This is a genomic window from Bosea sp. F3-2 (genome assembly GCF_008253865.1).
In the GTDB taxonomy this organism is placed as follows: domain Bacteria; phylum Pseudomonadota; class Alphaproteobacteria; order Rhizobiales; family Beijerinckiaceae; genus Allobosea.
In genome coordinates this window covers 2,737,268-2,757,753 of record NZ_CP042331.1, presented here as the reverse complement: position 1 = coordinate 2,757,753, position 20,486 = coordinate 2,737,268, and the positions used below count along the sequence as shown (strand labels likewise).

The 20,486-nt window shown below is 67.9% G+C and carries 18 protein-coding genes; 8 read left to right on the top strand and 10 right to left on the bottom strand.

Going from position 1 to position 20,486, the window contains the following annotated elements; translation table 11 throughout:
- Positions 1-73 precede the first annotated feature (73 nt).
- The 4 genes from FQV39_RS12715 (at position 74) to eda (ending at position 4,005) form a co-directional block, all read left to right on the top strand.
- Positions 74-829: an ABC transporter ATP-binding protein gene (locus FQV39_RS12715; protein ID WP_149130619.1), complete on the top strand. Its 756-nt coding sequence runs from the start codon at positions 74-76 to the stop codon at positions 827-829.
- 168 nt (positions 830-997) lie between these two features.
- Positions 998-2,500 (top strand): glucose-6-phosphate dehydrogenase, encoded by a 1,503-nt coding sequence (gene zwf / locus FQV39_RS12710; RefSeq protein WP_149130618.1) that lies wholly within the window; start codon positions 998-1,000, stop codon positions 2,498-2,500.
- Entirely contained in the window at positions 2,500-3,186 is a 687-nt protein-coding gene (pgl, locus tag FQV39_RS12705) for a 6-phosphogluconolactonase (protein ID WP_149130617.1), read from the top strand. The genes zwf and pgl overlap by 1 nt, the downstream gene beginning before the upstream one ends.
- A 174-nt stretch (positions 3,187-3,360) precedes the next feature.
- On the top strand, positions 3,361-4,005 hold the full coding sequence (gene eda, locus FQV39_RS12700; RefSeq protein WP_149130616.1) for a bifunctional 4-hydroxy-2-oxoglutarate aldolase/2-dehydro-3-deoxy-phosphogluconate aldolase: 645 nt from the start codon (positions 3,361-3,363) through the stop codon (positions 4,003-4,005).
- 123 nt (positions 4,006-4,128) lie between these two features.
- On the opposite strand, the gene FQV39_RS12695 is transcribed toward eda, so the two are convergent.
- Entirely contained in the window at positions 4,129-5,235 is a 1,107-nt protein-coding gene (locus FQV39_RS12695) for an NAD(P)/FAD-dependent oxidoreductase (protein WP_210251232.1), read from the bottom strand.
- Between the two features lie 10 nt (positions 5,236-5,245).
- Positions 5,246-6,421, bottom strand: coding sequence for a M20 aminoacylase family protein (locus FQV39_RS12690; protein ID WP_149130614.1), 1,176 nt, complete (start codon positions 6,419-6,421; stop codon positions 5,246-5,248).
- A 355-nt stretch (positions 6,422-6,776) separates the two neighbouring features.
- Here FQV39_RS12690 and FQV39_RS12685 point away from each other — a divergent pair, with 355 nt between their 5' ends.
- Positions 6,777-7,184, top strand: a complete 408-nt coding sequence (locus tag FQV39_RS12685) for a DUF882 domain-containing protein (RefSeq protein WP_187640262.1) — start codon at positions 6,777-6,779, stop codon at positions 7,182-7,184.
- A 162-nt stretch (positions 7,185-7,346) separates the two neighbouring features.
- On the opposite strand, the gene FQV39_RS12680 is transcribed toward FQV39_RS12685, so the two are convergent.
- A complete protein-coding gene (locus FQV39_RS12680; protein ID WP_187640261.1) occupies positions 7,347-8,315 on the bottom strand; it encodes a threonine ammonia-lyase in 969 nt (322 codons plus the stop codon).
- A 127-nt stretch (positions 8,316-8,442) separates the two neighbouring features.
- Positions 8,443-9,699 (bottom strand): peptide ABC transporter permease, encoded by a 1,257-nt coding sequence (locus FQV39_RS12675; protein ID WP_149130611.1) that lies wholly within the window; start codon positions 9,697-9,699, stop codon positions 8,443-8,445.
- Positions 9,700-9,887: 188 nt separating this feature from the next.
- Between FQV39_RS12675 and FQV39_RS12670 the strand changes: the two genes are divergently transcribed.
- Both FQV39_RS12670 and mobA read left to right on the top strand, forming a co-directional pair.
- Positions 9,888-10,403, top strand: a complete 516-nt coding sequence (locus tag FQV39_RS12670) for a DUF2478 domain-containing protein (protein WP_149130610.1) — start codon at positions 9,888-9,890, stop codon at positions 10,401-10,403.
- Complete coding sequence (mobA, locus tag FQV39_RS12665; RefSeq protein WP_248313400.1) at positions 10,403-11,026, top strand: molybdenum cofactor guanylyltransferase MobA; 624 nt, start codon at positions 10,403-10,405, stop codon at positions 11,024-11,026. The genes FQV39_RS12670 and mobA overlap by 1 nt, the downstream gene beginning before the upstream one ends.
- Before the next feature lie 275 nt (positions 11,027-11,301).
- Here the strand turns inward: mobA and FQV39_RS12660 are convergent, their stop codons facing one another.
- The 3 genes from FQV39_RS12660 to FQV39_RS12650 all read right to left on the bottom strand — a co-directional run bounded on the left by FQV39_RS12660 (position 11,302) and on the right by FQV39_RS12650 (position 13,477).
- Positions 11,302-11,703: an SRPBCC family protein gene (locus tag FQV39_RS12660; RefSeq protein ID WP_149130608.1), complete on the bottom strand. Its 402-nt coding sequence runs from the start codon at positions 11,701-11,703 to the stop codon at positions 11,302-11,304.
- A gap of 88 nt (positions 11,704-11,791) precedes the next feature.
- The gene (locus tag FQV39_RS12655) at positions 11,792-12,907 is read right to left on the bottom strand and encodes an Mrp/NBP35 family ATP-binding protein (protein ID WP_149130607.1); all 1,116 of its coding nucleotides are present in this window, start codon (positions 12,905-12,907) and stop codon (positions 11,792-11,794) included.
- Positions 12,908-13,249: 342 nt separating this feature from the next.
- On the bottom strand, positions 13,250-13,477 hold the full coding sequence (locus FQV39_RS12650) for a sulfurtransferase TusA family protein (protein ID WP_149130606.1): 228 nt from the start codon (positions 13,475-13,477) through the stop codon (positions 13,250-13,252).
- 172 nt (positions 13,478-13,649) lie between these two features.
- Here FQV39_RS12650 and FQV39_RS12645 point away from each other — a divergent pair, with 172 nt between their 5' ends.
- Positions 13,650-14,897 (top strand): molybdopterin molybdotransferase MoeA, encoded by a 1,248-nt coding sequence (locus tag FQV39_RS12645; protein ID WP_149130605.1) that lies wholly within the window; start codon positions 13,650-13,652, stop codon positions 14,895-14,897.
- A 117-nt stretch (positions 14,898-15,014) separates the two neighbouring features.
- Here the strand turns inward: FQV39_RS12645 and FQV39_RS12640 are convergent, their stop codons facing one another.
- From FQV39_RS12640 to FQV39_RS12630, 3 genes are all read right to left on the bottom strand, one after another.
- The gene (locus FQV39_RS12640; RefSeq protein ID WP_149130604.1) at positions 15,015-15,785 is read right to left on the bottom strand and encodes a TIGR02186 family protein; all 771 of its coding nucleotides are present in this window, start codon (positions 15,783-15,785) and stop codon (positions 15,015-15,017) included.
- Positions 15,782-16,711, bottom strand: coding sequence for a sulfite exporter TauE/SafE family protein (locus FQV39_RS12635; RefSeq protein ID WP_149130603.1), 930 nt, complete (start codon positions 16,709-16,711; stop codon positions 15,782-15,784). Before FQV39_RS12635 ends, FQV39_RS12640 begins: the two co-directional genes overlap by 4 nt.
- Positions 16,712-16,991: 280 nt before the next feature.
- On the bottom strand, positions 16,992-20,369 hold the full coding sequence (locus tag FQV39_RS12630; protein ID WP_149130602.1) for an SEL1-like repeat protein: 3,378 nt from the start codon (positions 20,367-20,369) through the stop codon (positions 16,992-16,994).
- Positions 20,370-20,486 lie beyond the last annotated feature (117 nt).

The following is a 20,486-nucleotide window of genomic DNA, read 5'->3' as shown; positions in this document are numbered from 1 at the left end:
CCTTTCAGTCCAGTGTTCATGGGTTCCGGGCTCATCGCTGCGCGATGCCCCGGAATGACGGAGAGGTCACGGCATGACCATCCATTCCGCCATTTCCGTTGACAAGCTCAACGTGTCCTTCGGCGACTCCCATGTCGTGAAGGATCTCTCCTTCGAGGTGCGCAAGGGCGAGAGCTATGGCCTCGTCGGCGAGTCCGGTTCCGGCAAGTCGACCGTGCTGCGCGTGCTCTCCGGCCTCAACCGCGAATGGAGCGGCACGGTCGGGATCGAAAGCGCGACGCAGCCGAAGGTCCGTGACAAGGCGTTCTACCGCAATGTCCAGATGGTCTTTCAGGATCCTTACGGCTCGCTGCATCCGAAGAAGACCGTGGACGACACGCTGGCCGAGCCGCTCGCCATCCACGGCATCCGCGACGCCGAGACCCGCGTCGGCAAAGTTCTTTCCGATGTCGGCCTGCCGGCCTCCTTCCGCTTCCGCTATCCGCATCAGCTCTCGGGCGGCCAGCGCCAGCGCGTCGCCATTGCCCGCGCTCTGGTGCTCGAACCCTCGATCCTGCTGCTCGACGAGCCGACCTCGGCGCTCGACGTCTCGATCCAGGCCGAGGTGCTGAACCTGCTCGCGGCGCTCAGGCAGGAGCGGAAGCTGACCTATATCCTCGTCAGCCACGACCTCGCCGTCGTCGGCCACATGTGCGAGCGGCTGCTCGTCATGCAGTTCGGCCGCGCCGTCGAGGAAATGACCGTCGAGACGCTTGCCGCGCGCCAGCCGCAGACGGCCTATGCACAGCAATTGCTGGTTGCGAGCGCGGGCTTCCGGCGCGCGGGCTGAACCGGCCGAGCAACGATCCTGCGCTGTCCCCTCTTTGCAGCGCGGCAAAACCGTCTCACTCTGGTCGCAGCCTTGCGCTACTGCTTCGCGTGCGGCTGCACTTCGGCTGTGCGGCAGGGCATGCGCCGGTACTGAGAGATCGGCACCGCCTTACGGAGTTTCAGTTTCATGGACGCCATCGTCGACAACGCGCTTCGGCCCGAGAGCATTCCCGAAAGGACGCCGGTCCCGCCCTTCGATCTGGTGATCTTCGGGGCCGGCGGCGACCTCGCCCTGCGCAAGCTCTTCCCGGCGCTCGCGCAGCGCAACCGCGAAGGCGTTCTGCCGGGGGAAAGCCGCATTCTCGCCGTCGTCCGCAAGGAGGAGGATGTCGAGGGGCTGCCGAAGCAGATCGCCAAGCGGCTGCATGAGGAGGGCATTCCGAAGGAGCAGGTCGAACCGTTCCTGCGCCGGCTGACCATGGTGATGCTCGATGCGGTCCAGCCCGAGACCTACTCAGCCTTGAAGCAGGCGCTGGGCGAGACTGAGCGCGTCCGCTCATTCTACCTCTCGACCCCACCCGACCTCTTCATCCCGATCTGCGAGAATCTCGCCAAGGCTGACATCCTGACGCCGACCTCGCGCGTCATCCTGGAGAAGCCGCTTGGGCGCGATCTCGCCTCGGCGCGGCAGATCAACGATGCGGTGGCGCGCATCCTGCCCGAGAGCCGCACCTACCGGATCGACCATTATCTCGGCAAGGAGACGGTGCAGAACCTGCTCGTCCTGCGCTTCGCCAACACGCTGTTCGAGCGCTCATGGTCCAGCCGCGACATCGACCATGTCCAGATCACCGTCGCCGAGACGGTGGGGCTGGAACAGCGCGCCGGCTATTACGACAAGGCCGGGCATATGCGCGACATGGTGCAGAACCATCTCATGCAGTTGCTGACTCTCTTCGCCATCGAGCCGCCGAACATGCTCGAGGCCGGCGCGGTGCGCGAGGAGAAGATCAAGGTGCTGAAAGCGCTGCGCCCCATCGTCGGGCCGGACGTCCAGCGTTACACCGTGCGTGGCCAGTACGGGCCGGGCCAGATCGACGGCCAGCGCGTCCGCGGTTATGCCGAGGAGCTCAGCCACGGCAGCAACACCGAGACCTTCGTCGCCATCCGCTGCGAGGTCGACAACTGGCGCTGGGCCGGCGTGCCGATCTATCTGCGCACGGGCAAGCGCATGGCGCAGCGCTATTCCGAGATCGCCGTCACCTTCAAGCCGGTGCCGCATTCGATCTTCGGCAACGGCACCTGTGACCGGCTCGACGCCAACCGCCTCTTCATCCGCCTGCAGCCGAATGACGGCGTCCAGCTGCAGCTGATGATGAAGGTGCCGGGTTCCGGGCGCCTCAAGATCGTGCCGCGCCAGCTTGACCTGCGCTACTCGACCGCCTTCGACGAACGCACCCCGGATGCCTATGAGCGCCTGCTGACCGATGTGATCCGCGGCGACCAGACGCTGTTCATGCATCGCGACGAGGTCGAGCAGGCCTGGGGCTGGGTCGATCCGATCATTGCCGGCTGGCAGGACTACTATCCGCATCCGCATCGCTACGCCGCCGGCTCCTGGGGGCCGTCGCAGGCGATCGGGCTGATCGAACGCGACGGCCGCTCCTGGGCCGATCCGGATTTCGTGTGATGTCCGCCGGCCCGCTCGCCTGGCACCGGTTCGCCACACTGGCCGATGCCTCGGAGGCCTTGGCCGAGACTGTCGCGGTACGGCTGCAGGAACTGCTCGCCGAGAAGGGCAGGGCGCTGCTCGCGGTGCCCGGCGGCGCGACGCCGGCGCGCTTCCTCGCGGCGCTCGGGCAGCGCGACCTGCCGTGGGACAAGGTCACCCTGCTGCCGACCGACGAACGCTTCGTCGCGGCCGACGACGCGGCCTCGAACGAGCGCATGATCCGCGCGCAGTTCGCCCCGCTGGCGGATGGGCGCGCCGATTTCCTCTCCTTCCATGGCCATGGCAGCGACATCGAGGCCGCAGCCGCCTTGCTCTGCGCGAAGCTGGTCGAGCTGCCGCCGCTCGACCTGCTGGTCAGCGGCATGGGGGCGGACGGGCACATCGCCTCGCTCTTCCCCGGCGCTGAAGCCACCTTCGATGCCGTGCCGGACAGCGGCATCGTCGTCGCCCATCCGCCGGGCCTGCCGCCGCGGCTGTCGCTCTCGCCGGTGCGTCTCGTCGATGCGGGCTGGGCGAGCCTGCTCGTCTCAGGCGGCGCGAAGGAGGCGGTTCTGAAAGAGGCCGCCAACCGCAAGGCGCCGCTGCCGGTCGACATGCTGCTCGACCGGGAGCAGGGGCTCGACGTCTACTGGGCGAAGGAGTAGAGCCCAATCTGAGTGGTGGAACTCTGCCGCATTCCGGGCTTGACCCGGAATCCATCCTAAGGCTCTGCGCTCTACGATGGATTCCGGGTCAAGCCCGGAATGACGGGTGGCTCCACCGAAAAGCTGCATGCTCCAGAGGCGGGCGCACCGCTGATCGATTTGAAGAGTGTCGTCATGGATGAAGCTACCGCGATTGCCCGGTTGAAGAGCTGCGGTGTGATCCCCGTCGTCGTGATCGAGGATGCCTCGCGCGCCGTCGATCTCGCCCATGCGCTGGTCGCTGGCGGCATCGATGTCGTCGAGGTGACGCTGCGCCGCCCGGCCGCGATGGAGGCGCTCGCGGCCATCGCGAAATCGGTGCCGAAGGCGCTGCCCGTCGCCGGCACGGTGGTCACGCCGGCGCAGGCCGCGCAGGTCAAGGATGCGGGCGCGCAAGCCGTGGTCAGCCCCGGCTTCAGCGAGAGCGTCGACGAGGCGCTGCGCAAGGCGGGCCTGCCCTGGCTGCCGGGCGTCGCCACTGCGTCGGACTGCATGCGTGCCGTCGCGGCCGGCCGCACCACCGCCAAGTTCTTCCCGGCCGAGCAGGCGGGCGGCCCCCCGGCGCTGAAGGCGCTCTCCGGACCCTTTCCGCAGATGAGCTTCTGCCCGACCGGCGGCGTCGGTCTCAAGAATCTCGGTGACTACCTCGCTCTGCCGCAGGTGATCTGCGTCGGCGGCTCCTGGCTGGTGCCGGCCGACGCCATCGCCTCCGGCGACTGGAGCCGCATCACCACGCTGGCGCGCGAGGCGAAGGAAGCGTTCCTCAAGGCGAGGGGCTGACGTCGCACAAGGGCGTCGTTCTCGGGCTGCGCGCAGCGCAGACCCGAGAATCTCTGGACGCCGAGGCACGGGAGCCTCCTCCGGCAGGAGATGCTCGGGTCAAGCCCCGAGCATGACGGCTGTTCAAGCGGCAAGCTTCTCCCGGACTATCTCCGCTATCGCAAGCGAACTGGTCAGCCCCGGGCTCTCGATGCCGAGCAGATTGACCAGCTCTGCGACGCCATGGACCTTCGGCCCGTCGATGCGGAAATCCGGCATCGGCTCGCTCGGACCGTGCAGCTTTGGTCGGATGCCGGCATAGTCCGCAACCAGCGCGCCGTCGGACAGTGCCGGCCAATAGGTCCGGATCGCGGCGTAGAATGTCTCCGCCCGGGCCGGATCGACCACCAGATCCTGGTCGTGCTCGACCCATTCGACATCGGGGCCGAACTTGACGCGCCCGCCCATGTCGATGGTAGCGTGAATGCCGAGGCCGGCGGCTTCCGGCACCGGATAGACCAGATGCGTGAAGGGCTGTTTGCCAGTCAGGGCGAAATAGTTGCCCTTCGCGTAGTGCTGCACCGGCACATGCTCAGCCGGAAAGCCGTCGAGAAGGCCGAGCAGCTTCGGCGCGCCATGGCCCGCCGAGTTCACGACGGTGCGCACCGTATAGGTCGCCGGGTCGGCGCCACCGAAATCGACGCTGAAGCCTTCCGCCTCGCGCCGCCAGCCGGTGATCGGCGTGTTGAGCGCGAGCGAGCCGCCCGCCGCCTCGCATTCGCCAAGCAGCGAGAGCATCAGCGCATGGCTGTCGACCACCCCGGTCTCGGGCGAGAGCAGGGCGATCTCGCAGCGCACCTCCGGTTCCATCGCCTTCGCCTCGGTGCCGGAGAGCCAGCGCAGCGAGTCGACCCCCGAGGTCTGGGCACGGGCCATGATCGTCTCGAGCGCCGGCTTCTGGGCCGCAGAGGTGGCGACGATCAGCTTGCCGCAGGCCTTGTGCGGCAGGCCGCGCTCTTCCAGGTAGCGGTAGAGCTTCTTGCGGCCTTCGACGCAGACGCGCGCCTTCAGCGAGCCGGGCGGATAGTAGATCCCGGCATGGATGACCTCGGAGTTGCGCGCCGAGGTCTGGGTGCCGATGCCCTCGGCCGCTTCGGCGATGACGACCTCGCGCCCGGCAAGCGCCAGTTCGCGGGCTACCGCGAGGCCGACAACGCCGGCCCCGATCACCAGGCAATCGATGTCGCTCATCATGCGGTCGTCAGGCCGCGCGCTGCGGCATGGCGATTTCGATCAGGCTCGTCCAGTAGTTCACGCCGACGGGGATCGCCGCGTCGTTGAACTCATAGGCCGGGTGATGAAGGCCCGCCGAGTCGCCGTTGCCGATGTTGATGAAGGCGCCCGGGCGCTCCTCCAGCATGTAGGAGAAATCTTCGGAGCCCATGGTCGGCGGGATGTCGGTCTTGATCGCATCCGAGCCGAAGGCCTCCTTGGTCACGCTGGTGACGAAGTCGGTCTGGCCGGCATGGTTGAAGGTGACGGGATAGCCGAGATGGTATTCCAGCTCGTACTTCATGCCGAAGGCCTTCATCACGCCGTCGACGATCTCGGTGACGCGCTTCTGCGCGAGCTCGCGGGTCTGCGGCGTCAGCGTGCGCACCGAGCCCTTGATCTCCGCGGTCTGCGGGATGACGTTGAAGGCTTCGCCGGCATTGAGCGCGGTTACCGAGACGACGATCGACTCGAGCGGGTCGGCATTGCGCGAGGCCACCGTCTGCAGGGCGCTGACCAGCGCGCAGGAGGCGACGATCGGGTCGTTGACGCGATGCGGCGCGGCCGCGTGCCCGCCCAGACCCTCGATCTTGATGTGGATGCGGTCGGCGGCGGCCATGGCCGGCCCCTTGGCGATCTCGAAACGGCCTACGGGCACGCCCGGCTTGTTGTGCATGCCGTAGACTTCCTGGATGCCGAAGCGGGTGATGAGCCCGTCATCGATCATCGCCTTGGCGCCGGCGCCGCCTTCCTCGGCGGGCTGGAAGATCAGCACGGCGGTACCGTCGAAGTCGCGGGTCTGCGTCAGGTACTTTGCGGCGCCGAGCAGCATGGCGGTGTGGCCGTCATGGCCGCAGGCATGCATCTTGCCCGGAATGGTCGAGCGATGCTCGAGATTGGTTTCCTCATGGATCGGCAGCGCGTCCATGTCGGCGCGCATGGCGATGACCCGGCCGGAATCCTGGCCCTTGCCTTTGATGATGCCAACGACGCCGGTCTGGCCGATGCCCGTCACGACCTCATCGACGCCCCATTCCCTGAGCTTCTCGGCGACGAGCCCGGCCGTCCGGTGGACGTCGTACATCAGCTCGGGGTGGCGATGGATGTCGCGGCGGATCGCGGTGATTTCGGGGGTCAGTGCCGCGATGATGTCGGTCTTGGGCATCGTATCCTCTGAGATGGCATGGGGCGACCGCGCAGAAACGGGTGCCGTCCGGCACGCTAGCCCAGCCTCGGGCCGCCTGTCCAAGCCGGCAGCGCGCAGGGGGCGGGCTTTGACGGAATGGCGGGGGACGCCCGAGAAGATGAGCGGCAGCCTGCCCAAAGGCAGAAAGCGATCTGGGTTACGACTGCGCAATAGTTCGGAAAGGGTGCAGCCATGATTTGGCCTTCCTTGACGAATAGCGGAGGCCTCCTTCGCTCGGGCCATCGAGAATATCTGGCCTGATCCTTTTCATTTTCCCTTACATGTTTGGTAGATGATGCGTCGCTTGTCGTTGCTTGCGTTTGTATGCGGTTTCTTGCCTTCAGTCGCCCTGGCTGATGTCGCTTCCGAAAAAATCTCCTTTCAGCCGCAGGTCAAAGGCCTGGGCTGCCTGAAGCCCGAGACGAAGGCGATGATCGCCGAACTCGTCGCGAAGATCGGCCCGATCCAGATCACCTCCACCTGCGGCGGTCGCCATGCGCGCCATTCGCAGCACTACAGCGGCAACGCGGTTGATTTCCGGCCGCTGGCGACCTCGCCGCGCAAGGCCGCTGCCGCCGCGCGCGCGCTCGCCAATGTTGGCGGCGTCGGCACCTATTCGAACGGCCTCGTCCATGCCGATGTCGGCGAGCTTGAAATCTCCTGGTACGGCCACAAGCGCAGCCGCTATGCCTATGCCAGCAAGCGCAGCCGCTATGCCAGGGTCGCTCGCAACAGCAACTGACGAGGAAACAGTCCCGTCATTCCGGACAAGCCGCGACAGCGGCGCCGATCCGGGATCCATCGTAAGGCTTAAGCGCTCGACGATGGATTCCGGGGCAAGCCCGGAATGACGGCGTGTTTCAACCAAAAGTCAGCAGGCGCTAGAACCGCGCGGTCGCCGAGGCTAGATCGCGAACTCGGTGCGCCAGCGAGCGATGTCGTCCAACGCGACGTTCGACCCGCAGAGCACGAGGCAGACACGTTCGCCGGGCTGGAAGGTTTCCTTGCGTGCCATAGCAGCCGCGACAACGCAGGCCGCGGCGGGTTCCACCAGCACGCGCTCATTCTGCAGCACCCAGACCAGTTCGCGCACGGCTTCCGCATCCGGCACCACGATGATCTCCTCGAGGAACTGCCGTGCCGCCGCGATGGTGCGTTCCGTCGCGAAGGGCGCGCCCAGCGTGCGCGCGATCGAAGTAGGTCGGATCGGCACCGGCTGGCCGGCGGCGAGCGCCTGCGTCATCGTCGTCGCGCCCTCGGTCTCGACGCCGTGCAGCCGCACGGCCGGGTCGAGCCCCTTCAGCGCCGCGCCGACTCCAGCCGAGAACCCCCCACCGCCGATCGAGACGAAGACGTGGTCGAGCCGTCCACCGGCATCCGCGGCGAGCTCCAGGCCGAGCGTGCCATGGCCGGCGATGATCGCCGGGTCGTCATAGGAATGGACATGGACCATGCCCTGCGCGGCATAGTCCTCGGCCTTGGCAAAGGCGGCGATCGAATCCTCGCAGAGCTCGACCTCTCCACCCGCCTCCTGGGTCAGTGCGATGTTGAGCGCCGGCGTCGCCTTCGGCATCAGTACCAGCGCGCGCGTGCCGATCGCTCGCGCGACGAGCGACACCGCGATGGCGTGATTGCCGCCCGAGACGGTGACGACACCGCAAGCCAGTTCGGATGCGCTCAGGGCCGTCAGCTTGTTGAAGCAGCCGCGCACCTTGAAGGAGCCGCCGAACTGCAGGCTTTCGAGCTTCACCCAGGTCTCGACCCCGAGCCGCTCGGACAGGCCCGCGCTGTGATAGGTCGGCGTGCGGCGGACCTTGCCGGCGATGCGCCCGGCGGCGGCCTGAATATCGGCAAGGGTGACGTCGAACGGCATGGGCGCTTCTGTCCTCTCCCGGTTGAGCGGCGGGCTTCGCCTGCACGAGAGCGCGTCAGGCGCAGGGCCGTCAAGCATGGGCGAGGCGCGCTAAGCCTGCTCGCCGATATACGGACACCGGAGGAAGTCAGTCTGCCGGCGGCTCGCCCGCCTTGGGTCGCGTGCGGCCGGCCGAGCGCATCGGCAGCGGCACGGCGGGTCGGTCGGTGCGGTATTGGCCGCGGGCGATAGCGCCGAACAGCAGCACCACGGCGGTCAGCGTCATCAACCACCAGGGCAAGAGCGGCGCGAAGCCGAAAACCGCGAGCGCGAAGGCGGTGGTGAAGGCGGCGACGCCACCGGCCGCCAATGCGCCTACCATGCGGCCAGCGGCGCGGATGGCGAAATATAGGCAGGCGGCAGCGGCGGCCGCACCGACGAGGCCGAGCTCGTACCAGGTCTCGAACAGCAGCGTGGCCGGTGCGGGCTGCGGCAGCACGCCCCTGAGCTGGTCGCGGACCACGGTGTCGAGCCCGTGCCCGGTGACGAGTTCGATCGGCGATTGCCGGATCACATCCGCCCAGATCGAGAGCATCTGCGCGAAATCGTCGGCGCTGTCCGGCAACGCCGAAACCAGCGGCGCGAGCAGGAAGGGCAGGATGGGGGCGAACAGCATCAGCCCCGCGATGATCGTCGCGATCACCTGCGCGGCGCGCTCGCGGCTGGCGGTGACGGCGCCGAAGGCGACCGCGCCGAAGAGCATCGCGACGGTTTCGCCGTCATCGAACCGCGTCAGTGCCAGTATCGCAACAATGAGGGCGAGGCCGAGCGCGCTCATCCCGCGTTCGCGCGAGAGGAGCCAGGCGAGAGCCGGCCAGGCGGTGATCAGGATGATCGAGACGCCACGTTCGACGGCGCCAGGTGGCGTCTCTGCGTGCCGCAAGGCCGAGATGATGATCAGCCCGAGCGCGAACAGGCCGGCGCTGCCGGTGCCGAGAGGGGAAAGGTTGAGATTCGAGGAGCGCATCCGCTCCGGAAGCGCCGACAATCCGGTGAAGCCGAGCACGACGGCGAGCATCAGGTTGCCGGCCTTTTCGGCAGCCGACGTGGGAAAGGGACTCCAGACCAGCGAGAGCAGCGCCCAGGCCACGAGGCCGAGCAGGATCAGTCCCGGCCGGCTGAAAACGGCCTCCTTGAGCGAGCCGACGAATTTGGCCGGCTCCTCGATCAGCATCGCGATGATCAGCAATGCGATGCCGATCGGCACGAGCACGACCGCGGCGCGGCGCGAGACCAGCGCGGCCAGCGGCAGGACGAGCGCGAGCGTGCCGAAGCCGATGCGCCGCAGCAGCAGCGCGGCATCGGTGGCCGGGTCGAGCGGAGCTTGAGCGTTGTGGCGGATCATGAGTTCCGGCGGGGTCACAGGCGGCGGCTCGCCCGGTTGCCCGAAACGAACCGATGCCACCCTAGCGAGTGTGTGGGCGCGCGACTGTAGGTGCGGCGCAACACTGCGCCGGCATCTCTCGCGCGGAGAATGAAGCCGCGGCGCCGGTGCCTCTGGCGCGAGGGGAGCGTTCGTGAGAGGAATCCGCCATGACCATGCTGGCTGCCATTCCCTATACGAGCGGTTTCCCGATCGACGCCTTCATGCAGGGCGTGGCTGCACAGTTGAAGCGACGCGGCCTCCGGCTTGGCGGGGTGGTTCAGCACAATAATGCGGCCTGCGACGACCGCTGCATGGCGATGTCGCTGGAAGATCTCGGCAGCGGCCATCGCTTCCCGATCAGCCAGGACCTCGGCGCGAGTGCCGCGGGCTGCCATCTCGATGCGGCTGGTCTCGCCGCGGCGACGGCGGCTTTCGTCGGTGCGTTGGCTGAGCGCGTCGATCTCGTCATGGTCAACAAGTTCGGCAAGCAGGAGGCGCTGGGCGAGGGTCTGCGTCAGGAGATCGCCAATGCCGTGATGGCGGACCTGCCCGTGCTGATCGCGGTGCGCCGCGATTTCCTGCCGGCCTGGCGCGATTTTGCCGGAGACGACTGGGTCGAACTCGCGGCCGAGGCGGCGGCGGTGGAACGCTGGATCGCAGATGCGATCCGGCGCGCTGCCTGATCCGCACAGTGACGCCATCCACAGTCGGCCTCATCCTTGCAGGCGGCCTCGCTCGTCGCATGGGCGGCGGCGACAAGCCGCTCAAGCTGCTCGCCGGCAGGCCGATCCTCGCCCATGTGATCGAACGGCTTCGCGAGCAGTGCGACGGCCTTGTCCTTAACGCCAATGGCGATCCAGCCCGCTTTGCGGCCTTCGGCCTGCCGGTTATCGCCGACGCTGTGCCGGATTTTGCCGGTCCGCTTGCCGGCATCCTCGCCGGGCTCGATTGGCTGGCCGAGCACCGGCCGGAAACGGCATGGCTGCTGAGCGTCGCGGCCGATACACCCTTCATTCCGAGCGACCTCGCCCGGCGTCTGCATGAAGCGCGGATCGCGGCCGAAGCTCCGCTGGCCTGCGCCGCCTCGGCTGGGCGGGCCCATCATGCCATCGGTCTCTGGCCGGTCTCGCTACGGCAGGATTTGCGGCGGGCTCTCGAGGCGGGAGATCGGAAGATCAGCCGCTGGACGCAAGATCATGGCGTCGCTGTCGCGGAATGGGCTGCCGAACCTGTCGATCCCTTCTTTAACGTCAATACGCCGGACGATCTGCGCGAGGCGGAGCGTCTCGCCGGATTGCTGGCCTAGATCGCCGCGCGTCCTATCGGACGCGGTAACGGTGATCTATGCTTTTGTTATCGCATCGGATTTTTCCGAAAAGTGGATTCCACTTTTCGGTCCGATGCTATAGAGCCTGCTGTGTTTTCACGGAAACGGTCCCGTCATTCCGGACAAGCCGCGACAGCGGCGCCGATCCGGAATCCATCGTAAGGCTCGGCGCTCTAGGATGGATCCCGGGTCAAGCCCGGGATGACGGCGTGGTTCCACGTAAAATCAGCAGGCTCTAGCCCTCGCGGTGGTCGTCAGCGTTCCAGCAAGGCCTTCAGCGCCGCGAGATCCCGCGCGATCATGCCCGCATCGGCCGCCATCTCATCATCGGACATGCCGTCGCGCTGGAACAGGGTGAAGACGACCTCGGCACCGTCGCCATTGGCGACGACCCGCATCGGATTGTGCATGGCCGGGCCGTGCTCGGGGATGACCGCATGGTCGAGCACGCCGTGACGGTTCGGCTCGCTGAACAGGATGCGCATCGACCCCATCGGGGTTTCGGCGCGCCAGGTCATGCCCTCGACATGGACAAAGCTGTGGCCGAGACCCTCAGCCCATTGCGGGAAGTTCTCCGGCTCGGCCAGGAAGGCATAGACCTGCTCTACCGGGCGATCGATGCTGATGCCGATATGCCGGGCGCGCTGAACAGCCATGGCCATCCCTCCTCATAAAAAGAACAAAAAGAGAACATAAGCGACGCACTGTCAAGCCCGAACCCTTGGGCGTTCCAGGTCCGGCCCGTTACTCGATGACGATGCGCGGCGCTGCTCTGGCGGCTCCGCCGAGGCCGGCCTGGACCTGCCGCGCCAGCGCGACATAGGCCTTGGCATGCGGGCTCTGCGGATCGCTGGCGACGATCGGGCGGCCTCCGTCCGAGGTCTCGCGGATCGGCATCGCCAGCGGAATCTCGCCGAGGAAAGGCACGCCGAGCCGCTCGGCCTCGTGTCGCGCCCCGCCATGGGCGAAGATATCGGACTGGTGTCCGCATTGCGGGCAGATGAAATAGCTCATGTTCTCGACGAGGCCGAGGATCGGCACTGCCACCTTCCTGAACATGGCGACGCCGCGGCGCGCGTCGAGCAAGGCGAGATCCTGCGGCGTCGAAACGATGACGGCGCCGGCAAGCGGCACCTGCTGCGCCATGGTGAGCTGCGCATCGCCGGTGCCGGGCGGCATGTCGACGACGAGGACGTCGAGCTCCCCCCAGGCGACTTCGCGCAGCATCTGGGTGATCGCCGAGATCACCATCGGCCCGCGCCAGATCATCGGCGTCTCCTCGTCGACGAGGAAGCCGATCGACATCACCTTGAGCCCATAGGCCTCCATCGGCGCCAGGGTCCGTCCCGAGACGATCTGCGGCTTGCCGGTGATGCCGAAGATCTTCGGCATGGACGGGCCGTAGATGTCGGAATCGAGCACGCCGACCTTGAGGCCGAGCGTCGCGAGCGCTACGGCGAGATTGGCTGCGGTGGTCGATTTGCCAACGCCGCCCTTGCCGCTGGCAACCGCGATGATCTGTTTCACGCCCGGCACGCCGGCCGGTTTCGGCGCGCCGCCGGGGCCGGGCCGCTGCGCCTGCTGGCGGGCCTGCATCCCGGCCGAGGGCGGCGCCTTGTCGGCCGTCAGCCCGACGAGCACCTGCGTTACGCCCGGCAGGCCGCCGACGGCGCTTTCCGCAGCCTTGCGCACGGGCTCCATCGCATTGGCCTCGGTCGGATCGATGCCGATCGCGAAGATCACCTTGCCGCCATCGATCAGGATATCGCCGACGCGGCCGGAGGCCGCGAGCGATTGCCCGCTCGCTGGAAGCTTCACCAGTTCGAGTGCCCGCAGGACATCGGCTTGGGAAACGGTCACGTCGTTGAACTCCGTTCGCGGGCAGGTTGCTAGAGCAACCTGCCATTAGATTGAACCGCCATGCTGGCGATGCGTACTCTTCCCCTCCCCCTTGTGGGGAGGGGTGGGGGTGGTGCCGCCTGGTGACCGGCTGGAGGTTCGGTGCCGTGGCAGCAGCGCCGAAAACACGTCCCCATCGATCGCCCGCGCTTTTCGACCCCCACCCCTGCCCCTCCCCACCAAAGTCGGCTGTTGCCGACTTTGGCCCTCATCTCTGCCATCTCGGGCAAGCCCGAGATGGGTGGGGGAGGGGAAGCGTCGCGCCAGCCGGCGCCTTGCGATTCCAGCTTAAAGCACAATGCTCTAGGCCGCCTTACGGATATGGAAGACGATAGCGCCATCCGCATCCCCCTGCCGCTCGATGACATTGCCGGTTTCGCGTGCGAGGTTGGGCAGGTCGATCGCCGCCATCGGGTCGGTGCAGTGCACCACGAGCAGGGTGCCGGCCTGCGCCATGCTCAGGGCCTTGCGCACGCGCAGCACCGGGAGAGGGCATTTCAGGCCGCGCAGATCGAGCGGAATGGTATCCATGGTCTCGCGCCCACCGGGCCGTTGTCGTCGCCGCTTCATAGGACGGCTTCTCGGGTGGGAGCAACCGCGCGCCATGCCGCATGCTTGACCAGCCTCGTTCCGGCGAGGATGAAGGTGGAGCGGACCAAAGCAAGCCGGCAATGCGGGCGCAGGTCCGGAAAGGACGAGTGCCGTGACGGGCAGGCCGGGCGGAGCCGGGACGGATATCGGGCTGATCTCCCTCGATGAAGCGGGAGCCCGCGCGGCTGCCTGCGTCGAGCCTGTGCCGGGCGTGCTCGAACTGCCGCTCGTCGAGGCGGACGGGCGTGTACTGGCGGAGGCCGTGATCGCGCCGATCGATCTGCCGCCCTTCGCGAATTCCGCCGTCGACGGTTATGCCGTCCGCTACGCCGATCTCCTGCCCGATGCCGAAACCAGCCTGCCGCTCCTCGGCCGAACGGCGGCCGGCGATCCGGTCGGCAGGCTCGGGCACGGCGCCTGGCGCATCTTCACGGGCGCTCCGGCACCCGACGGTGCCGACACGGTGGTGATGCAGGAGAATGTCAGGCTGAATGGCGGCGAGGTGATCCTGCCCTCCGGTTTGAAGCGCGGCGCCAATCTGCGCCCGGCGGGCGAGGATGTCGCCCGCGGTCAGGAGGTTCTGCCAGCGGGGCGGCGCCTGCGGCCGCCGGATCTCGGGCTGCTCGCTGCCCTGGGGCTGGAGCGGGTCCGGGTCAGGCAGCGTCCGCGCGTCGCGCTGTTTTCGACGGGCGACGAATTGACCGAGCCGGGGCAGCCCTTGAAACCCGCGGCGATCTACGATGCCAACCGGGCGATGCTGCGGGCCCTGCTGGCGCGCGCGGGCGCCGACGTCGCCGATCTCGGCATTCTGCGTGACGAGCCGGCCAATCTCGAACGGCATCTGCGCGAGGCCGCCGGCGCCTGCGACCTTATCGTCACCTCCGGCGGGGTGTCGGTCGGCGAGGAGGATCACGTCAAGGCTGCGCTGTCGGCCTGCGGCTCGCTCGACCTCTGGCGCGTCGCGATCAAGCCCGGCAAGCCGATTGCGATCGGAGAGGCAGCCGGCACGCCCTTCATCGGTCTGCCGGGCAATCCGGTCGCGGTTTTCGTCGGGTTTGTGTTCGTCGCTCGGCCGCTGCTGGCGCGCCTTGCGGGAGCGGTGGACGAAGCGCCGGTCGTCTTCCCTGTCACAGCCGGCTTCCATCATCGGAAAAAGGCCGGGCGCAGGGAGTTCCTGCGCGCCACGCTGGAACGGCGGGACGATGGCGCCGTGATCGCGCGCAAGCATCCCGGTGAGGGGGCGGGCTCTCTCGCCTCGCTCGCGCAATCGGATGGGCTTGTCGTGCTGGCTGAGAATCTGGAGCAGTTGGAGGAGGGCAGCAGCGTCCCCTTCCTGCCCTATGCCGGCTTGCTGGGCTAGAGCATTTTCGAGCGAAGTGGATACCGGTTCGCGTAAAGAAAATGCGACAAAACAAAGAGATAGAGCATTTCCGCGATTCGGAGAAACGCGGAAATGCTCTAAGCTCGACCGGTCGTCTCAGTCGCGCCGGAAGATCACGCTCGCGCCCCAACCGAGGAAGAGCGCCAGCAGCACGGTCGCGAAACCGTACAGCAACGACCAGTCATAGGCCGCGGAGGCGAGCCGCTGCTCAATGCCGGTCTTGATCACCTCAAAATTGGTCTGCTGGCGCGCCAGCGGCACCCCGCCGGAATAGAGCACGATGTCGACCGTATAGGAGCCGGTCGGCGCGGTGGCCGCGATGTCGATCGGCGCGCTGAACAGGCTGCTGGACAGGAAGGTGACGCCGCGCTCCTCGTAGCCAAAGAGATCCTTGGCCTGCATGATCCGGAGCAGGCTTTCGCGGAAGCGGGTCGAGCCGGGATCGAGGTCGACCCAATTCCCCTGCGGCAGCTCGGCATTAGCGAGGCCGATGCGGCCGCGCCGTGCCGTTTCGGGGCTCATCATCTCCGCGATCGGCCGGTTGCTGGCGACGTGCAGGAAGACCGGATTGTCTGGAAAGCGGCGCTGCGACCGGTTGATCCAGATCGGACCGAGGCGCTCTTTCTCGCGGACCAGCAGCATGCGCCGGGGGCCGCGGACGGTGACGATGATGTCATAGGGATCGCCGCGCGAGACCGTGCGCGCGTCGCGCTCGACCAGGCCGAAGACCGTCAGCTGGCTGCCGGTATAGTTCGAGGTGATCTGGATCTGGTGGGTCGACATCGCCGCGATCAGCGTCTCGGCCCGCGCCGCCGCCGCGGCGAGGCCGGCCCAAAGGGCGGCGAGGAGGGCGAGGAACCGCGTCATCGCGCGCTCTCCGGCACGACCACCGAGAAGCGTTCGGTCGGCGGAATGAAGAGCTCGATGGCGAAGCGCAGGCCGACCGAGAGGATCAGCAGCGCCAGCAGCAGCCGGAAGGATTCGACATTGAGGTTGCGCGCTGCGCGGCCGCCGAACTGCGCGCCGATGACGCCGCCAACCAACAGCAGCGTGGCGAGGATGAGATCGACCGACTGGTTGGTGACCGCGTGCAGCACGGTCGCGCCCGTCATCGTCACCAGGATCTGGAAGAGCGAGGTCCCGACCACCACGGCCGGTGGAATCCGGAAGAAGTAGATCAGCCCCGGCACCAGGATGAAGCCGCCGCCGACGCCGAGCACGGCGCCGATGAAGCCGATGACGATGGCGAGCAGGGCGATCGGCAGCACGCTGCAATAGAGGCCCGAGCGATAGAAGCGCTGGCGGAAGGGCAGCCCCATCCACCAAGGGTGCATGCCGCCGCGCCGCTTCAGCCGCGCCGGCTTGCCGGCTCGGGCGCGCAGCAGCGCACGCAGCGCGTCGTAGAGCATCAGCCCGCCGATGATCGAGAACAGCGTGACATAGGAGAGCGTGATGACGAGCTCGAGCTGACCCAGCCGGCGCATCATGTTGAAGAACAAGACGCCGAGCACCGTGCCGAGGATGCCGCCGCTGACCAGGACGCCGCCAAGCTTGAGGTCGAGGGCCCTGCGCCGGAAATAGGTCAGCACGCCGGTCATCGATGAGCCCGCGACCTGCGCCGCCACGGTTGCGACCGCTACCGCCGGCGGGATGTCGAGGAAGATCAGCAGTGGGGTGAGCAGGAAGCCGCCGCCGACGCCGAACAGGCCGGAGATGAAGCCGACCGCGCCGCTCAGGCCGAGGACCATCAGCACGCTGATCGGAAGCTCGGCGATCGGCAGGTAAATCTGCACTACTACCCCTCGCAGGCGGGTGCATAGCCGTTGCTTGCACCGATTTGTCCCAGACTGAACCGTCCAGGTTAAGAGTTGTTGCTGAAATGGAAGGCGGGCCGCTGCCGGCCCGCCCTAAAGGATTATCGTTTTCCTTGCCGCGTCAACACGTCGAAAGGATGACGCTGCGGCGTTGGCCTTAGAGCATTTTCGAGCGAAGTGGACACCGGTTCGCGTGAAGAAAATGCGTTAAAACAAAGACCTAGAGCGTTTTCGCGATTCGAAGAAACGCGGAGATGCTCTAGCTGCGCGCCGGCTTGGCCGGCTTTGTCGCCGCCGCTGCGGTTGGGCCTGCGTCCCAGCCCTTGGCCGGCGGCGTCACTTCGTTGGCGATCGTGTCCAGCGTCTTGGGCTTCCAGTTCGCGGCGGTCGTCTTGGCGGCGGCGAACTCTTCCGGCTTCAGGCGCTGGGCAACTTCGTCGCGCTTGCGGGCGGCGTCCTCGTCGCCCTGATTCGCCGCGACCGAGAACCAGACGAAGGACTGGGCGAGGTCGGTCGGCGCACCGAGGCCGCGGCCAAGCAGAACCGCAAGGTTGTATTGGCTGTCGCGCACGCCGAGCTCGGCCGCGCGGCGGAACCACTCCGTCGCGGTGGCATAGTCCGGCTTGCCGGTGACGCCCTCGGCATGGAGCACGGCGAGGTTGTGCATCGCCTTGGCATTGCCGCGCTCGGCGGCGCGCTGGTACCAGATGCGGGCGAGCGAGATATCGCGCTGCGTGCCGATGCCCTTCTCGAACATGTTGCCGATACGGAACTGGGCGGGGGCGAGCCCCGCGACGGCAGCACGCTCGAACAGGCGCAGCGCCAGCTTGGCGTCGCGCTGGGCGGCCGGGCCGTCGGCGGCCTTGCTCGCCAGTTCGTAGACGGCGCGGGCATCGCCGTCGAAGGCGGCCTTGCGCAGTCCGGCGCTGCCGAAGCCGGCCGGCAGATCGCCAACCCCGGTTACGGGCTGAACGGACTCCGGCGCAACGGCAGCGGAAGCTTCCGGTTGTGCCGCGGCCGGCGCAGATGCCGCGGTCGGCGCCGCGAGGGGCGGCGGAACGGCGGCAGGCTGATCCGGCACAGCCTGGCCGGGAATCAGGTTGGCGGGCGCCGCCAGCGGGGCAGGCGAGAGTGCCGAGGACTGGTCCTTGGCGGGAGCAGGGTCCTTGGCCGGAGCGGGATCTTTCGCCGGAGCCTGCACGCCCTCGGCCGGGGCTTCCGGCTGGGCGATCGGGCTGCGCGCCGTGGTGCTGGCGGTCTTGGTCCCGTCGCCGCGCATCACGCCGGTGACGACATGGGCCGTGCCCATCGCCAGGATCAGTGCGGCGAGGCCGAGCAGCAGCGGGCGCTTGCGCTTCTCCAGGATCTCCTTGAGCTTTCCGGAGCTTTTCGCTGCGGGTTCGGAGGTCGCTGCCGGAGCGCTCGCGGCAGCTTCGCTGGCGGCCTTGGCCGAGCGCCGGGCAGCAGCGATCAGGCTCTGCCGTACCGATTGGGCGTCCTGGCCGGCGCCGGCGGCGCTTTCGGGCCGGGGGCGGCCGGAGCCGGGCTCCAGCGGCAAGTCGAAGGCCGTGTTCGGCAGCGCCGGAGCGGCTTCGTTCCGGGCCGATGCGGCAGGCGCACCGAAGCGATCCTGGGCGGCCGCGCTGACCGCCAGGCCGGCATGGTCGCGAGCGACGGAGGCGGGGGCGCGGACCGTGGGCTCCTCGCTGTGGGCGGCAGCGGTCGGGCGCTGCGGCGCGTTCCCGCGCTCGCCCTGCAGCTCGGCTTCGAGGCCAGCAAGCCGCGTCATGATCGCCTCGAGCGACAGATGGACCGCGCCCAGCGCGTCCTGGGTCTGGCGCCCCGATGAGACATGGGTGTCGCGCAGGCCGGTGACGAGGCTCGACAGCTCGGCAATGCTCTTGCCCGGCGCCGAGGTGCTGGCGGCCTGGACGAGGGCCGCGCGTTCGGCCGCCGTCTCCTCGCGCATCGAGCGCAGATGGACGACCAGATCCTGCAGCGTGCGCTCCATGCCGCTCTCGGCCGAGCGAGTCGCCGCCGCCTCGTCGAGCCGGGAGGCGATGCCCGAGATCTGCTGCTCCAGCGCCTCGAAGGATTCCGTGCTCGCGCCGGGAGCGCCGGCCTCGTCGATCTTGTCGGCGAGACGGCGCAGCATGTGTTCGATCGGGCTGAGATCGACCGACGCGCCGGACTCGCCGGTACCGACCATGCGGGTGAGCTGGCTCGACGCGGCCAGGCTCTCGATCCGGCCGGCCAGCGCTTCGATCTGGCGGGTGACCGCGGAGGGGCCCTGCTCGGCGAGCAGCTCGATCCGGTGCTGCAGCGCGTCGATGCGGTCTTCGAGATGGTTGCCATGCCGCTGCGCGGTGACATCGTCGAACTTGCGCGACAGCAGGTCTATCTGGGTCGCGAGCGAAGCCAGGGGAGCGGTGTCGAAATCCTGCGGGCGGCCGGTCAGGACCGCGCTGCGGACATCCTCGATCGCTGACGAGAGATTGCGCATCTCGCGCAGGTCCGGCTGGGTTTCACGCAGCCGGCCGATCTCGAAGCCCAGCGAAGCCACCTGCTGGGAGAGGTCCTCGAGCCGGTGATCCTGCCCGCCGGCGGGAATGAGGCTCCGCAGCTCGTCAATATCGCGCAGGACGGGGTCGAGATTGGCAGTCTCGCCGCCGCGCGCTGCCAGCGTATCGACCTTGGCGGCCAGATGCGCGATCTCGAGCTGGAAACGCTGGTAGCTGTCGCCGGTCCGATCCTGCGACAGCCGGGAGACTTCGGCCTCGATCCGCGCCAACGGCTTGAGCAGGGGCTCGAACTGGTCGCGACGGTCGAAGCGGTCGAGGCGCTCGGCCAGGGCCGCGATCTTGGTCTCGATCGCGCTGGTGTCAGGCTGGCGCGGCTGCGGCGCTGCAGGGCGCTGCCCAGCGCGCCGGCCCTCGAAGGACAGCCGCGAGCTGAGCTCGCGTAGATCCTCGCGCAGCGCCGAAATGCGCTCCGGTGCGACGCTGGCCGCCCGCGACGGGGAGGGAATGATCTCTTCGTTGTCGAGGACGCGCTGGCGCGTGCGGATGTCGGTGACGGCCGCTTCGAGCCCGTCGCGGCTGAAGGCGAGACGCGGCGCCGGCTCCGTCCGGTTGTGGGCCTCGTGGCTGCGGCGCTCGATCTCGGCGATGCGCTCGCCCATCGTCTTGATCGCTTCGGCGATGACGTTGGTCGCGCGCTCCTGCCGCTCGGCGGCACCGCGCTCGCTCGACGACAGACGATCCTCGGTCTTCTCGATCCAGCGCGTGATGGAATCGAGCGCACCGGCGGTACGGCTGCTGGTCTCGCGTGTCAGGCGTTCGATATTGGCGGCCTGGTTGATGAAGCTGTTGAGTTCCGAGCGCGATGGGGCGGGTTCGGCCTTGCGCGGCGCGGTATCGGTCTGGCCTTGGGAGAGGCGTGCCAGCCTTTCCGACAGGGCTGCGATGTCGAGCTGCTCGGGCATGGCGTCAGCCGGGGCGGGTGCCTCGCTCTCGTCGCGGATCTTGTGGTCGAGCCATTCGCCAAGCGTCATGCCAGCACGGCGAGCTGCTGCCTTTGCCGCGTCGCGCGTCCGGGGATCGACGCCCTTGACGCTCCAGGGCAAGCTGGTGGCCATGTTCTCGCTCGCCTACGGGGCCTGTCTCCCGGTGGGCGCGGCCCCCTGATGCCGCCGCCCTCCGCGCGAACCTTGGCAGTCGTGAAGACAACGTTGACGACACCGATGCGCGTTCCC